The 14,367-nt window shown below is 72.2% G+C and carries 17 protein-coding genes and 1 pseudogene; 9 read left to right on the top strand and 9 right to left on the bottom strand.

What is annotated here, in order from left to right:
• Both PV721_RS16540 and PV721_RS16535 read right to left on the bottom strand, forming a co-directional pair.
• Positions 1-361, bottom strand: a pseudogene (locus tag PV721_RS16540) (hypothetical protein); the annotation flags it as partial.
• Positions 362-366: 5 nt separating this feature from the next.
• Entirely contained in the window at positions 367-1,368 is a 1,002-nt protein-coding gene (locus PV721_RS16535; RefSeq protein WP_319724818.1) for an alpha/beta hydrolase, read from the bottom strand.
• Between the two features lie 139 nt (positions 1,369-1,507).
• On the opposite strand from PV721_RS16535, the gene PV721_RS16530 reads away from it, so the two are divergent.
• The 4 genes from PV721_RS16530 (at position 1,508) to PV721_RS16515 (ending at position 3,310) form a co-directional block, all read left to right on the top strand.
• The gene (locus PV721_RS16530; RefSeq protein WP_319724817.1) at positions 1,508-1,723 is read left to right on the top strand and encodes a hypothetical protein; all 216 of its coding nucleotides are present in this window, start codon (positions 1,508-1,510) and stop codon (positions 1,721-1,723) included.
• 149 nt (positions 1,724-1,872) lie between these two features.
• The gene (locus tag PV721_RS16525; RefSeq protein ID WP_319724815.1) at positions 1,873-2,532 is read left to right on the top strand and encodes a TetR/AcrR family transcriptional regulator; all 660 of its coding nucleotides are present in this window, start codon (positions 1,873-1,875) and stop codon (positions 2,530-2,532) included.
• A gap of 138 nt (positions 2,533-2,670) precedes the next feature.
• Positions 2,671-2,898, top strand: a complete 228-nt coding sequence (locus PV721_RS16520) for a DUF3107 domain-containing protein (protein ID WP_030709995.1) — start codon at positions 2,671-2,673, stop codon at positions 2,896-2,898.
• A gap of 109 nt (positions 2,899-3,007) precedes the next feature.
• The gene (locus tag PV721_RS16515; RefSeq protein ID WP_319724812.1) at positions 3,008-3,310 is read left to right on the top strand and encodes a hypothetical protein; all 303 of its coding nucleotides are present in this window, start codon (positions 3,008-3,010) and stop codon (positions 3,308-3,310) included.
• A gap of 169 nt (positions 3,311-3,479) precedes the next feature.
• Here the strand turns inward: PV721_RS16515 and PV721_RS16510 are convergent, their stop codons facing one another.
• Positions 3,480-4,238, bottom strand: a complete 759-nt coding sequence (locus tag PV721_RS16510; RefSeq protein ID WP_319724811.1) for a ferritin-like fold-containing protein — start codon at positions 4,236-4,238, stop codon at positions 3,480-3,482.
• 471 nt (positions 4,239-4,709) lie between these two features.
• Between PV721_RS16510 and PV721_RS16505 the strand changes: the two genes are divergently transcribed.
• The 3 genes from PV721_RS16505 (at position 4,710) to PV721_RS16495 (ending at position 7,948) form a co-directional block, all read left to right on the top strand.
• On the top strand, positions 4,710-6,719 hold the full coding sequence (locus PV721_RS16505; protein ID WP_319724809.1) for a DEAD/DEAH box helicase: 2,010 nt from the start codon (positions 4,710-4,712) through the stop codon (positions 6,717-6,719).
• Between the two features lie 121 nt (positions 6,720-6,840).
• On the top strand, positions 6,841-7,695 hold the full coding sequence (locus PV721_RS16500; RefSeq protein WP_319724807.1) for an alpha/beta hydrolase: 855 nt from the start codon (positions 6,841-6,843) through the stop codon (positions 7,693-7,695).
• Between the two features lie 100 nt (positions 7,696-7,795).
• The gene (locus PV721_RS16495) at positions 7,796-7,948 is read left to right on the top strand and encodes a hypothetical protein (RefSeq protein ID WP_199808063.1); all 153 of its coding nucleotides are present in this window, start codon (positions 7,796-7,798) and stop codon (positions 7,946-7,948) included.
• 71 nt (positions 7,949-8,019) lie between these two features.
• Here the strand turns inward: PV721_RS16495 and PV721_RS16490 are convergent, their stop codons facing one another.
• The 4 genes from PV721_RS16490 to PV721_RS16475 form a co-directional block, all read right to left on the bottom strand.
• Positions 8,020-8,625, bottom strand: a complete 606-nt coding sequence (locus PV721_RS16490; RefSeq protein ID WP_319724802.1) for a MarC family protein — start codon at positions 8,623-8,625, stop codon at positions 8,020-8,022.
• Positions 8,626-8,701: 76 nt separating this feature from the next.
• Positions 8,702-9,565, bottom strand: a complete 864-nt coding sequence (locus tag PV721_RS16485) for a PHP domain-containing protein (RefSeq protein ID WP_319724800.1) — start codon at positions 9,563-9,565, stop codon at positions 8,702-8,704.
• 80 nt (positions 9,566-9,645) lie between these two features.
• Positions 9,646-10,290, bottom strand: coding sequence for a DUF6758 family protein (locus PV721_RS16480; RefSeq protein ID WP_319724798.1), 645 nt, complete (start codon positions 10,288-10,290; stop codon positions 9,646-9,648).
• A gap of 60 nt (positions 10,291-10,350) precedes the next feature.
• On the bottom strand, positions 10,351-10,935 hold the full coding sequence (locus PV721_RS16475; RefSeq protein WP_319724796.1) for a suppressor of fused domain protein: 585 nt from the start codon (positions 10,933-10,935) through the stop codon (positions 10,351-10,353).
• Between the two features lie 374 nt (positions 10,936-11,309).
• Between PV721_RS16475 and PV721_RS16470 the strand changes: the two genes are divergently transcribed.
• Both PV721_RS16470 and PV721_RS16465 read left to right on the top strand, forming a co-directional pair.
• Positions 11,310-12,425 (top strand): magnesium and cobalt transport protein CorA, encoded by a 1,116-nt coding sequence (locus tag PV721_RS16470; protein ID WP_319724794.1) that lies wholly within the window; start codon positions 11,310-11,312, stop codon positions 12,423-12,425.
• 31 nt (positions 12,426-12,456) lie between these two features.
• The gene (locus PV721_RS16465; RefSeq protein WP_319724792.1) at positions 12,457-12,969 is read left to right on the top strand and encodes a hypothetical protein; all 513 of its coding nucleotides are present in this window, start codon (positions 12,457-12,459) and stop codon (positions 12,967-12,969) included.
• A gap of 50 nt (positions 12,970-13,019) precedes the next feature.
• Here PV721_RS16465 and PV721_RS16460 read toward each other — a convergent pair whose 3' ends face one another.
• Complete coding sequence (locus tag PV721_RS16460; RefSeq protein WP_319724790.1) at positions 13,020-13,409, bottom strand: hypothetical protein; 390 nt, start codon at positions 13,407-13,409, stop codon at positions 13,020-13,022.
• 100 nt (positions 13,410-13,509) lie between these two features.
• Positions 13,510-14,301 (bottom strand): hypothetical protein, encoded by a 792-nt coding sequence (locus PV721_RS16455; protein WP_319724788.1) that lies wholly within the window; start codon positions 14,299-14,301, stop codon positions 13,510-13,512.
• Between the last annotated feature and the right edge of the window lie 66 nt (positions 14,302-14,367).

Genomic DNA, 14,367 nt, shown 5'->3' with positions numbered 1-14,367 from the left:
GCGGGAAGCCCACCGCCGGGGTGCCGAAGGCCGGGGTGTCGGAGTCCAGGAGGGCCGCGCCGGCGGGGGCGCGGCGGGGGCGCGGTACCCCGTGCCAGTCCCCGTACACGGAGTCGGGGCGGGCCCCCCAGGCGCCGCCGGGCTCGTACTGCTGGGGGTGGCCTCCGGCCCGCGCGCCGGCGAACGGCGCGTCCTGGGAGACGTACCCCTGGTGGGTCACCGTGGGCTCGGGCCAGTACGCGGCGGGCGGTTCCTCGTACGGCCACGGCCACGGCTCCGGCTCCGCCTGCGGCGGGAGCGGAGCAGGGGCCGCGGCGGGAGCCGGGGCCGTGCCCGGGGCCTTGCGACTATGTCGTCCCACGGTCGTCAGCCTCTGCCGTCTTCGGTATCTCGGTCGGTCCCGCCCTCGCCCGGGCCGGTGTCGCGGAGCAGCTCCCGGAAGGCGGCGGCGACCACCTCGGGGTACTCCATCATCGCCACGTGCCCGGCCTCGGGCAGGGTCAGCAGCCGCGAACCCCGGAAGGCGGCGGCGGCCTTGTGGGCCATACGGTACGAGACCAGTTGGTCCCGGCCACCGTAGACCAGCAGGGACGGCGCGAGAACCCGCTGGGCCTGGCGCCACAGCCCGTGCTGGCCGCCGAGCGTGTAGGCGTCGACGATGCCGCGCGAGGAGCGGGTCATCGCGTCCCAGAAGTACGGCAGGGCCATCCGCCGCTCCATCTCCTCCACGGCGTTGCGGAAGCCCTCGGGTGTCACCCGGGAGGGGTCTCCGTAACAGAGCTCCGTCACTCCACGGGTGCGCTGCTCGGCGCTCAGGCCCCGCGTCAGCCGGCTGAAGAGCCCGGCGACCCCCGGCACGGCGAGCAGCGCCGTCGGCACGGCCGCCTTCTGCACGCGCAGTTCGGGCAGGGCGGGCGAGACCAGCGTGAGGGTGCGCACGAGGTCGGGCCGGACGGCCGCGACCCGGGTGGAGACGGCGCCGCCCAGGGAGTTCCCGAACAGGTGGACCGGCCCGCGCCCGGCGGCGTCGAGGTGACGGATGACGGCGCGGGCGAACGCGGTGACGGAGTAGTCCCGGTCGGCGGGCGGTGGGGACCAGCCGAAGCCGGGCAGGTCGACGGCCTCTCCGTCGACGGTGTCGGCCAGCTGCGCCATGAGGTCCGACCAGTTCTGCGAGGAACCGCCCAGGCCGTGCACGAACAGTGCGGGCGGCAGGTCCGTGCGCAGGGGCGGGCGCACCCGCACGGCCAGTTCCAGTCCGGGCAGCGCGGCGGTGCGCAGCTGCTCTCCTTCGGCCACCCGGACTGCTCCCACCAGGGAGGACAGCTCGGGGGTGGACCGTACGCCCGGCAGCTCGGTCGAAGACATGCGGGCAATGTTACGAGACGATCACGTTCCACTTCCTGTGTTCGCGGTCACAGACACAAGCGGGATCCCCATCCGCATAGCGGCGCATCCGCGATCCTCCTAGGCTCATAGGTGAGAGCAAGGAAGCGAGGGGAGCGGCATGACTGTCGACCCTGCGGAGCCGGACACCTTCCGGGAGCCGTTTCCGGAAACCCTCGATCCTGAGGCGCCCGAGGCGGATGTGGCGGAGCAGCTGGCCGGTCTCCGGCCGGACGAGGACGATCCGATCACCGGTGCGGACGTGGGCGAGGCCGCGGACGGCGATGCCGCCGAGCAGGCGCGGGTGGTGCCGCTGGACGAGGACGACTACCGCTGACCGGCCTCCGACCGACCGCTGACCAGCGCCTCCGGGCCGTCCGTACCGCGAGAAAACTCGGCTTGAACCCTCCAGATTCGGTTACCGAAAAGTACGATGGCGGGCGCGGCGCAGAGCGCACTGTGTTCTTAGAGAAAGTGGGAGGCGGCGTGACAGCCATCGAGCAGACCGAGGCAGCGCGTCCGCGGGGCACGCGACTGCCGCGCCGAGCCCGGCGCAACCAGCTCCTGGGCGCGGCCCAGGAGGTTTTCGTCGCGCAGGGCTACCACGCTGCGGCGATGGACGACATCGCCGAGCGTGCCGGGGTGAGCAAGCCGGTGCTGTACCAGCACTTCCCCGGCAAGCTCGACCTGTACCTGGCGCTGCTGGACCAGCACTGCGAGGCCCTGCTGCTCGCCGTGCGCACCGCGCTCGCGTCGACGACGGACAACAAGCTGCGCGTGGCCGCGACGATGGACGCGTACTTCGCGTACGTGGAGGAGGAGGGCGGCGCCTTCCGGCTGGTCTTCGAGTCCGACCTGACGAACGAGCCGGCGGTGCGCGAGCGCGTCGACCGCGTCTCGCTGCAGTGCGCCGAGGCCATCTGCGAGGTCATCGCCGAGGACACCGGCCTGTCCCGGGACGAGTCGATGCTGCTGGCCGTGGGCCTGGGCGGGGTCTCGCAGGTCGTGGCCCGCTACTGGCTGTCCAGCGAGAGCCCGGTCGCCCGCGACACGGCGGTCGGCCTGCTGACCTCGCTCGCCTGGCGCGGCATCGCCGGCTTCCCGCTGCACGGCGCCGAGCCGAGCCCCGGACCCGACCCGGCCTGACCGGTCCGCGGCCCGTCACCCGCCGCTGTTCGCTTCCAGCGTGTCCGTTCCGCGCGGTCCGCATCCCCTCTCCGGGCTAATGTGGACCGCGTACGGCGCGGCTGATCGCGCGAACCGGATCGTCGGAGGGACAAAGCCGTGGAGGTCAAGATCGGCGTGCAGCACGCACCCCGGGAGATCGTGCTGGAGAGCGACCTGAGCGCCGAGGAGCTGGAGAGCATCGTCACCGCGGCGCTGTCCGGCAACGAGCCGCTGCTGAGCCTCACCGACAACAAGGGCCGCAAGGTCCTGGTGCCGTCCGACCGCCTGTCGTACGTCGACCTGGGTGAGCCGAGCGTGCGCAAGGTCGGCTTCGGCGCGCTCTGAGAACTGTCGCAAACGGCCCGGTGGTTGATTCCACCGGGCCGTTTCCCTTTCTTCCGCTTCGGGTAGGACGGCAGTGACACGGTTTGCCCTGACGTATGGGAGAGACCTCATGCTGCTGATGGAAGTGCTCGGCTCCGCTCTGTTGGGCCTCGCCCTGTCCGCAACAGCCGCCCGAGTGCTCGCACGCCGTCTGCCGTCCCCGAGAGTGGTGCTGGTCAGTGGGGTGTTGGGGGCGCTGTTCGGGGCGTATCTCACCCACTTCGCGCTGGGCCCCGGGCACAACACCCTGACCGCGACCTTGGTCGGCGGGGTGCTCGTGTCCGCGGTGGTCCTGTCCCTGCTGCTCCACCCGGCCTCCGGACCCCGCAGGTCCGCGCACAGGACTCCGTTTTCGCTCCCGTCGCGGGGGTGATCCGTGAGGGCCCGCCCCCCGGGGACCCGCCGCTGAGGATCCCCTGCCAGACGTACGCCGGCCCCGGCACGCACGATGCGCGCCGGGGCCGGTGCATGGAGCCGTGTGGTGCCGCGTCAGCCCTGCGGGCGTAGGGAGTCAGCCCTGCGGGGCGTACGGAGGCGTCCGGTCAGGCGGCGAGGCCGAGGGCCGCCATCCGCTTGGTGTGCGCCTTGGTGATCCGGGTGAACATCTCGCCGACGGCCGCCAGGTCGAAGCCCGCCGCCATTCCGTCGACGCCACCGACCAGCATGGTCGAGAGCGCGTCGCGCTCGGCGACAACACGCTGGGCCTGTGAGAGGGCCTCGCCCATCAGCCGGCGGGCCCACAGCGCGAGCCGGCCGCCGCAGCGCGGGTCCGCCTCGATCGCGGCGCGCACCTTCTCGACGGCGAAGTTGCCGTGGCCGGTGTCGTCGAGCACGCCGAGCACGAGCGCACGGGTGTCGTTGTCCAGGTGGGAGGCGACCTCCCGGTAGAAGTCACTGGCGATGGAGTCGCCGACGTACGCCTTGACCAGACCCTCCAGCCAGTCCGACGGCGCGGTCTGGCGGTGGAAGTCGTCGACGCCCTTGGCGAAGGGCTCCATGGCGGCGGTGGGCTCGACCTCGATCGCCGCGAGCCGGTCCCGCAGCCGCTCGAAGTGGTGGAACTCGGCGGAGGCCATCGCGGCGAGCTCGGCCTTGTCGTCCAGGGTGGGCGCGAGCTTCGCGTCCTCCGCGAGGCGCTCGAAGGCCGCGAGCTCGCCGTACGCGAGCGCGCCGAGCAGGTCCACGACGGCGGCCCGGTACTGCGGCGAGGCAGAGGCGGTCGCCCAGTCCTGGGAGGCGATGCCCGCGGCTCCGGCGGGGGCGCTGTCGTCGGCGGGCGAGGCGTTTTCTACGGTCGACATGCTCCGCACAATAGCCCGCCGAATGCCGCTCCAAGTCATCACGGCGGTTGACCGGCTGTCCAGCTAAACGCGTCCGCCCGGTGAATTCACCCGACACACCTGCGCGATTCCGGGGTACAGTGGTAATGCGCCTGCCGAACACTCGGCGGGCCATCCGAATGAGGATGCCCGGTCGGTGGCCCGATCGGCTCCAACCGACCGCCCTCAGTGTGGTGCGTACGTTCATGCGTACCGCCTCCTACGAGGGGCCCCCTCAGCGGCAGATGCGCCTGAGCGAAGGCTAGTGGTCCCGCGCAGCTTCGTACGTAGCAGTACTGCAAGCACGGCACGGTACGACCCCCCTCGCCGCCTCGCGCCGCGTCTCACAGAAGAGGCAGCACCCTGACTACGTTCCGAGACCTCGGGATCCTTCCCGAAACCGCCGAAGCCCTTGAGGCCGTCGGCATCGTGTCCCCCTTCCCGATCCAGGAGATGACACTCCCCGTCGCGCTTTCCGGCACGGACGTCATCGGCCAGGCCAAGACCGGAACCGGCAAGACGCTCGGTTTCGGCCTTCCCCTGCTGGAGCGGGTGACCGTCCCCGCGGACGTCGAGGCGGGCCGGGCCACGCCCGAGCAGCTGACCGACGCCCCGCAGGCCCTCGTGGTGGTTCCGACCCGCGAGCTGTGCACCCAGGTCACCAACGACCTCCTCACCGCGGGCAAGGTCCGCAACGTCCGCGTCCTCGCCATATACGGCGGCCGGGCGTACGAGCCGCAGGTCGAGGCGCTCAAGAAGGGCGTCGACATCATCGTCGGCACCCCGGGCCGCCTGCTCGACCTGGCCGGGCAGAAGAAGCTCGACCTGTCGCACGTCCGGGCCCTGGTCCTGGACGAGGCCGACGAGATGCTCGACCTGGGCTTCCTGCCCGACGTCGAGAGGATCATGAGCTACCTGCCGCCGAAGCGTCAGACGATGCTGTTCTCGGCGACCATGCCGGGCGCTGTCATCGGCCTGGCCCGCCGGTACATGACGCAGCCCACGCACATCCGCGCCGTCTCCGAGGACGGCGAGGGCGCGACCGTCGCCAACACCGCGCAGCACGTCTTCCGTGCGCACAACATGGACAAGCCGGAGCTCGTCTCCCGCATCCTGCAGGCCGAGGGCCGCGGCCTGGCGATGATCTTCTGCCGTACCAAGCGCACGGCGGCCGACATCGCCGAGCAGCTCGAGAAGCGCGGCTTCGCCTCCGGTGCCGTCCACGGCGACCTGGGCCAGGGCGCGCGCGAGCAGGCCCTGCGCGCGTTCCGCAACGGCAAGGTCGACGTGCTGGTGTGCACCGACGTCGCCGCGCGCGGCATCGACGTCGAGGGCGTCACCCACGTCATCAACTACCAGACGCCGGAGGACGAGAAGACCTTCCTGCACCGCGTGGGCCGCACCGGCCGCGCGGGCAACAAGGGCATCGCCGTCACCCTGGTCGACTGGGACGACATCCCGCGCTGGCAGCTGATCAACAAGGCGCTGGAGCTGGACTTCCACGACCCGGTGGAGACGTACTCCACGTCCCCGCACCTGTTCGAGCAGCTGAACATCCCGGCCGGCACCAAGGGCATCCTGCCGCGCGCCGAGCGCACGCGGGCCGGCCTGAAGGCCGAGAACCTGGAAGACCTGGGCGAGACCGGCGGCCGCGGTGGCCGTGGCGGACGCTCCGGTCCGGCCGCTGCCGCCGTGGTGACCGAGGAGCGCCCCGCGCGCACCCGTACGCCGCGTCAGCGCCGCCGCACCCGTGGCGGTGCGGAGCTCGCCGAGGGTGCCGAGGCCGCCGCCGTCACCCCCGTGGTGGACGCGCCGACGGCTCCGGCCGCCGACGAGGCGCGCCGGCCGCGCCGCCGCCGCACCCGTGTGGCCGCGGTGCCGGCCCAGGCCGTGGAGGCCGCTCCGGTCGTCGAGGCCGCCCCGGTCGCCGCCGCTCCCGTCGTGGAGGCCGCTCCGGTCGCCGTGGTGGAGGAGGCTCCGGTCAAGCCGAAGCGCACCCGCACCCGCAAGGTGGCGGAGGCCGCTCCCGAGCCCGACTTCCAGACGGCGGCGCCCCTGGAGCCGGTCAAGGCCCCCCGGGCCCGGGTCCGCAGGGTCGTCGAGACCGCTCCGGAGCCGGACTTCCAGATGGCGCCTCCGGTGGAGCCCGTGAAGGCCCGCCGGACCCGTCCGCGCAAGGTCGCGGAGGCGGCTCCGGCCGTCGCCGAGGCCGTCGCGGTGGCGGAGGAGGCTCCGGCGAAGCCGAAGCGCACCCGCACCCGCAAGGTCGCGGAGGCCGCTCCGGTCGCCGAAGCCGCCGCCGTCGCGGTGGCGGAGGAGGCGCCGGTCAAGCCGAAGCGCACCCGTACGCGCAAGGTCGCGGAGGCCGCTCCGGTCGCCGAGGCCGCCGCCGTGGCCGAGGAGGCGCCGGCGAAGCCGAAGCGCACCCGCACCCGCAAGGTCGCGGCCGCCCCGGAGGCGTGAGCCACCCGAGCACCACGCCGACGGCCCCGTCCCCCTTCCGAGGGGGCCGGGGCCGTCGGCGTACCCGGGGTCGTCCGGGGGCGGCTGCCCCGGGAAGCTACGGGCCGGTAACCTCTGGTCCATGAGCAAGCCGCCGCGCCTCACCCTTCCCTCCGCCGCCCGCGCGTACCGCCTCACCACCGACCGCGGCGAGTTCGCCGTGCACGAAGCCGGTGAGCCCGTCCGCGGCACCGCCCTGCTGGTCCCCGGTTTCACGGGCAGCAAGGAGGACTTCATCGGCCTCCTGGAGCCGCTGGCGGCCGCCGGGTACCGGGTGGTCGCCGTCGACGGGCGCGGCCAGTACGAGACGCCGGGCCCGCGCGAGGAGCCGGCGTACGCCCTGGAGGAGCTGGCGCAGGACGTGCTCGCGCAGGTCCGCGCCCTGGGACCGGACCGCGTGCACCTGGTCGGTCACTCCCTCGGCGGGCTGATCTCGCGCGCCGCGGTGCTGCGCGATCCCTCGCCCTTCACCTCGCTCACCCTGCTGAGCAGCGGACCCGCCGCGATCACGGAGGGGCAGCAGGCGCGTACGAAGCTGCTGGTGGCGGCGCTGGAGGCGATGGGCGGGGACATGCCCGCCATCTGGGCGGCGATGCGCGCCTACGACCCTCAGGACGCGGCCGCGGACTCCGCCGAGCTGGCGGAGTTCCTGCGCGGGCGGTGGGTGGCGACCGTTCCCGAGCAGTTGATCGTCACGGGCCGGGTGCTGATCTCCGAGCCCGACCGGGTGGCGGAGCTGAGCCGGACCGGACTGCCGAAGCTGGTCCTGTCCGGAGCCGTCGACGACGCGTGGCCGGTCCCGCTGATGGACGAGATGGCCCGGCGCCTCGGCGCCGAGCGGGTGGTCGTCCCCGGGACGGGGCACTCCCCGAACGCCGAGGATCCGGCCGTCACGGCCGCCGCGCTGGCCGCCTTCTGGGACGCCTGCACCGGCTAGTCCTTAGCGAGTGAAAAAATTTCCTTAGCGTAGGGAATGATTGCGGCCTACACTTCGTTGAACCAGTGCAAGGAGAAACACTGACGAAGGGAGAAGCCCCATGCGCTTCGAGATTCTGCGCCTGGACGACGTCGACGGATCCGCCGTGGACAGCACCGTCGTGGACGCGGCCTCCGTCAACCGGATCGTGCAGCAGGCCGCAGCCGTCGGCCAGCGCATTCTGATCCGACCGGCCGAGAGTGCGTCCATCTGACGCCCGCACGAAAACGTTCGCGCCCCCGCACCGATCCGGTGCGGGGGCGTTCGCATGAGCGGGCCGTCGGGTCAGGAGCCCTGTACGACCTGGAGCACGCCGTTGATGATCTGCTGGACGGCGATCGCCGAGAGCATCATGCCCGCGAGCCGCGTCACGAGGACGACGCCGCCGTCCTTGATGACCCGGATGATCACCAGCGAGTAGCGCATGGTGATCCACAGCACGACGTGCATGGCGATGATCGCGGCCCATACGGAAACCTGGCCGGCGGGCCCGTCCGCCTTCTGCACGGCCAGGATGACGGACACGATCGCACCGGGACCGGCCAGCAGCGGCATGCCCAGCGGCACCAGGGCCACGTTCACGTCCTTGGTCTGCTTCGGCTCGTCGTTCTTGCCGGTGAGCAGGTCCAGCGCGATGAGCAGGAGCAGCAGACCACCGGCGATCATCAGCGCCGGGACGGAGACGTGCAGGTAGTCCAGGATCTGCTGGCCGCAGATGCCGAAGACGGCGATGACCCCGAAGGCCACGCAGACGGCCTGCCAGGCCATGCGGCGCTGCACCTTGACGGGGCGGCCGGAGGTCAGGGCGAGGAAGATCGGCGTGATCCCTGGGGGGTCCATAATCACAAAAAGCGTGAGAAAAAGGGATCCGAAGACGGCGAAATCAAACACAGTGATGCCTTGCAGGAGAGAGGGGTGTCGCGAAGAAAAGGGTGTGGAACGGGTGGAGCGGGCCGGGAGGGGCCGGTCAGCGCTCGCGTCCGCCGGCGCCGGGCACCGGGAAGGCCCCGGTCGCGCGGCGCGTGATCTCGCCGTAGATCTCGGGGTCGGTCGTGTACTCCCCGAGGCGGCAGGTCTTGCGGCTGCCGTGGTAGTCGCTGGACCCGGTGGTCAGCAGTCCGAGGTCGGCCGCCAGGCCGCGCAGCCGCGCGCGGGCGTCGGCGTCGTGGTCCATGTGGTCCACCTCGATGCCGTCCAGGCCCGCGGCCGCCAGCTCGGCTATCGCGGACTCGGGCACGCACCGGCCGCGCTTGACGGCGGCGGGGTGCGCGAAGACGGTGACGCCGCCGGCCGCCTTGACCAGGCGGATGGCGTCGAAGGGGTCGAGCTCGTGCTTCTCCGCGTACGCGCGGCCGCCGTCGGCGAGCCAGTCGGGCGTGAAGGCGTCCGAGACGGTGGGCACGACGCCCAGCTCGACCAGGGCGGTGGCGACGTGCGGCCGGCCGACCGAGCCCTCGCCGGCGATCCGGGCCACCTGCTCCCAGGTGACGTCGACGCCGAGCGCCTGCAGCTTGTCCACCATGCTCCGGGCGCGCGGGGTCCGGTCGTCCCGGACGAGCTCCCGCTCGCGGGCGAGCTCGGGCTCCTCGGGGTCGAAGAGGTACGCGAGCATGTGCACGCCGATCCCGTCGAGCCTGCAGGACAGCTCGGCCCCGGTCACCAGGGTCAGCCCGGCGGGCAGGGCCGCGAGGGCCTCGCCGTATCCGCGCACGGTGTCGTGGTCGGTCAGCGCGACCACGTCGAGCCCCGCGGCGGCGGCGTTGCGCACGAGTTCGGCGGGGGTGTCCGTACCGTCGGAGGCCGTGGAGTGGGCGTGCAGGTCGATGCGCACAGCCGGGCTCCAGAGGTCGTACGGACGGGGACACTCCAGGATAACCGGGCCGGCGGGCCCCGTGATCCGGAGCGGACGGTCTACGCGGGGCCCAGGATGCGCGGGCTCAGGGCCCCGCACGGAAGGAGCTCGGCCTCCGATCCCGCGTCGCGGAGATCGGTGAGGACGAGCTCGTCGTACATGAGGAGGCCGGACTGCTCCGGCCAGACGATGGCCCAGAGCCACAGGCCCCTCGCCTCCCCCGCGAAGACGGCCCGGTCGTCGGGGGCTCCGTTCAGGTGCCACAACGGGGTCGGGCGGCCCGCGGCGACGACCTTGGCGTGGGGCGGTGACGAGACGTCGATGTAGGGGCCGGGGTCGGGCCCGTCGATCCCCGCGTACCGCGTGCCGAGGCCCACGCCCAGCTCCTCGGCGACCAGCACCAGCTCGCCGATGCCCCCCAGCGGACCGGGGCCCGAACAGGCCACGGCCGTCGCCCGGCCGCCGCTGCGGTCGTCACCGGCGGAGGCGATCCCCGTGAACAGCCACCCCACCGGCAGCGGCCAGGGCATCCACACCGGAACCCGGGACCGGTGCACCACGACGCCCAGGCCTTCGACACTGGGCGGGATGACGGGTTGCAGGGGGTGGACAGCGCCGTGCAGCGCGCACTGCCAGGAGTCGGAGAAGAGTCCGGGCGCCCTGACCCGGCCGCCGCACTTCGGGCAACTTGGTTCACCCCTCATAAGAAGCCACGCTCCTCCCCGCCCGGCCGCCAGTCAAGGCGCGCTCACCCGTCCGGGCCGTCAGTCCAGTGCGACAGCAGTACGCAAAGGATCCCGCAGGTCCGTTCCGCGCGCGAGCCATCGTTCCTGGAGGGCGGCCGCGCCGTGCACCCGCTTCCAGGCGGCCTCGTTCGGCGTCATGGGCAGCAGGGGCAGGAACTGCACGGGATCCATGGGCTCGTCGAGCACCAGGTCCTCCACCAGCCCCCCGGGTTCCGCCACGAGGACGGAGCTGAAGGGCGCCCCGTCCCAGAGCGGCCCGCCCACGTCGAGCGAGGCGCCGGCGGCCACGATCAGCCCCTCGACCTGCGGGGACGCGGCCAGCACCGCGAGCGGCCGGAGGAGTTTGTCGGTGGCCGCCAGCCCTCCCCGTACGGTCAGCACGAGTTCGGCGCGCGGGCCCCGTACGGGGTCGGCGACCACGGCGGTCGGATCGGTCATCGGGTGTGCGGACATCCCCAGGGTCGCGTACCGCACGAGGTCGCCCTCGGCGAAACGGAGTACCTCGATGCGGTCGGTGCCCAGGAAGGTGACGGCGGCGCGTGCGTCGGGTTCCCCGAACGCGGAGCGCAGCCGGGCTTCGACGAGGGCCAGAATTTCTGCCATGGAGCGAGCATAGAACTCGTATCAGGCGGGTAAAGGGCGGGTCTTGACCATCCGTCGGCTGATAGTGTTGACAGCTGTTCGGGGCCGCATGCCGAAGCATGCCTGGCACCCCGGAGACAGGACCTCCCCCACGGGGGACCGGCCGGAGGAGGTGGGGCTGCAATGGATCGAAGTCGATCGTGCAGTACCAATCGCTCTTCCGCTTCTGTGACGGGTGATTCCCGCCCCGTCTGATCTCCTGATCAGTAGAAGAGCGACGGCAGAACTTTGTCCTCCCGTCCTGTTCCCTCCCCCGTGCCCGGGCCTGCCCGCCCGCGGTCGTGGAGGGTCTCCCACCCGTACGGTCCGCAGCCGTGCGTGCGAAGGAGCCTGCCATGTCGATGCTGCCCTACCTGCGTGCGGCCGTCCGCCCGTCGCTGCGCAAGTCCACCCCCGCCCAGCCCGGCTACGACACCACCCGTGACCCGTCGGCGAGCAGCGCGGTGGTCGACTGCGCCGTGTACCGCGACGGCCGGCGGGTGCTGGGGCCGGCCTGTCTGACGCCCCGTGAGGCGATCCGCCGGGTCCGCGAGGACGGCGGCTTCGCCTGGATCGGTCTGCACGAGCCGACCGAGGCCGAGTTCGCGGGGATCGCCGCCACCTTCGGACTGCACCCGCTGGCCGTGGAGGACGCGGTGCACGCGCACCAGCGGCCGAAGCTGGAGCGCTACGACGACACGCTCTTCACCGTCTTCAAGACGATCCACTACGTCGAGCACGCCGAACTGACCGCCACCAGCGAGGTCGTGGAGACCGGCGAGGTGATGTGTTTCACCGGCCCCGACTTCGTCATCACGGTGCGGCACGGCGGCCAGGGTTCCCTCAAGGGGCTGCGCCACCGGCTCCAGGACGACCCCGACCTCCTCGCCAAGGGCCCCTCGTCGGTCCTGCACTCCATCGCCGACCACGTCGTCGACGGGTACATCGCGGTCGCGGCGGCGGTGCAGGACGACATCGACGAGGTGGAGAGCGACGTCTTCGCCGCCCCCGCCAAGGGCAGTACGCGGGGCGGCGACGCGGGCCGCATCTACCAGCTCAAGCGCGAGGTGCTGGAGTTCAAGCGGGCCGTCTCGCCGCTGCTGCGCCCGATGGAGCTGCTGAGCGAGCGGCCGATGCGGCTGGTGGACCCGGACATCCAGAAGTACTTCCGGGACGTCGCGGACCACCTGGCGCGGGTGCACGAGCAGGTGATGGGCTTCGACGAGCTGCTGAACTCGATCCTGCAGGCCAACCTCGCGCAGGCGACGGTCGCCCAGAACGAGGACATGCGCAAGATCACCTCCTGGGCGGCGATCATCGCCGTGCCGACGATGATCTGCGGGGTGTACGGGATGAACTTCGAGCACATGCCCGAGCTCCAGTGGAAGTACGGCTATCCGATGGTGATGGCCTCGATCGTCGGGATCTGCTTCACCATCCACCGCGCGCTGCGCCGCCACGGCTGGCTGTAGGGCGCGCGCAGGGACCCCCTACCCTGTCCGCATGACTCTCAGCACGCTCGACCTGGCCCTCGTCGAGGAGGCCACGAAGAAGTCCGGCCTGATCTGGGTCCGGGGCGCCGGGGCCGACCGTGCCCTGTGGCACGCCTGGGTGGACGGCGCGGCCCACGTCCTGGGCGACGGGCCCGGCGAGCAGCCGTTCCCCGGCCTGGCCGACGGCGCGTCCGCCGAGGTGACCGTGCGGAGCAAGGACAAGGGCGGCCGGCTGGTGGCCTGGACCGCGACCGTGCGGGAACTCGCGCCCCGCGGCGAGGAGTGGGCGGCGGCGGTCGCCGAGCTCAAGGGCAAGCGGCTGAACGCGCCCGACTCGGAGGAGATGACAGAGCGGTGGGCACGGGAGTGCCGACTGCTCCGCCTGGAGCCGGAGGCGGTCTCCGCCCTCCCCGGCGGCTCGCTGGTCGCGGCCCCGCTCGCGTCCCCGGCGATCACCCGCCGCCCGATCCCGGCGCACCTGCCGAAGCTCCTGCTCAAGCGCAAGAAGGCCGCCCGGGGTTAGGGCGTTCCGGCGGACCACCCCGCCGCCCCTGCCGACGGCCACGGTTGCCGTCACTCTTCTCCGCTGCTGTCCTCCTCAGGGGGATTTATGCCCCTCTCGAGGATCGTGCCGGGGTCCACGGGCTCCTCAGGCTCTACAGGCTCCTCAGGGGGATTTATGCCCCTCTCGAGGATGGTGCCGGGGTCCACGGGCTCTACCGGCTCCTCAGGCTCCTCCGGGTCCACATCGGGGTCCTCGCCGGTGTCGACGTCCGCGCCGGGGTCTTCCGCGAACGGGGCGGCGTTCACCCCGGTGGCCGGGGCCGCGGTCGCCGTCGTGGCGGGGAGTACGGCGCCTCCCGCAGCCGCCGCGGCCGACGCCACGATCGCCGCGATGCTCAGACGGACGGAGTCTTCCTGATCTTGCGAGTCACGATTCCTCCCGCTGGTGGCCAGGGGCACCTTGTCGCGCCCTTGTTTCCCTTCCAGTAGGCCGGAGGCACCCCGCGGGGTCATGCACCGGGATTTCGGGACTTGACAGCGCCGGGGTCCCGGGCGCGGCTCAGGGCTTGGTCGGGTTCGCGCCCTGGCCGGAACCCTTGGACGGCGCCGGGGCGGGGGCGCCGCCCTGCTCCTTCGTCGTCGGCAGCTGGGATCCGTAGTCGACGGTCTGGTCCTGCGCGGGCGGGTCGAGCGGGAAGGTCTTGCCCCACTCGGCGAGTTCCACCCGGCCGGCGCCGCCCGCGCGCTCCATGAGCAGCGGGTACGGGGTCCCCTCCAGGGACACCGAGAGCTTTCCGCCCTTGCCCTTGTCCGCGGTGACCTGGACCGCGCGGGTGTGCCCGACCTTCGTGTAGGAGCCCTTGGCGAGCTTGCCCTCCAGGCCCAGCAGCCCGTCGAGCAGGACGTCCATGTCGGTGAACCCCCGGAACTGCTTGTACGAGGGGTCGCCCTCGGGCACCTTCACGTACTTGTCGCCCAGTTTGCCGGCCGAGTCGGACTGTCCCCAGAACGCCGCGCTCGCCTTCAGGTACAGCTGCTCGCCCACGCGCAGCAGCTGGAAGGTGTCGTCCTGCGACTTCACCTCGCCGGAGCCGCCGTCCGACTTCAGCCGCATGTCGAGGGTGAAGGACTTGCCGCCGCTCACCAGCGTGCCCGACAGGTGCACCGAGTCGGCCTCCGTGGCGGCCGCCTTCGCCTTCGCCTCGATCTTGTCGGCGGAGAGCTTGCCGACGCCGTTCGTGCCCTCGTCGGGGTCCTCCCCGCAGCCCGTACCGGTGACGGCGAGGCCCGCGCACAAGACGCCGATGAAGGCGGCCCGGCGCAGCCGCGCGGCGGGGAAGTAGGCGGTCACGAGCAGGTGCCTCTCGTCGGTCGTCTGCGAGTAGCAGGCAGCGTACGTCTGCGAGCAGCAGGCAGC

The sequence above is a fragment of the Streptomyces sp. MB09-01 genome (genome assembly GCF_033794505.1).
Lineage (GTDB): Bacteria > Actinomycetota > Actinomycetes > Streptomycetales > Streptomycetaceae > Streptomyces.
Note: the sequence above shows the minus strand (reverse complement) of the source record. Positions and strands in the feature narration are given on the sequence as shown.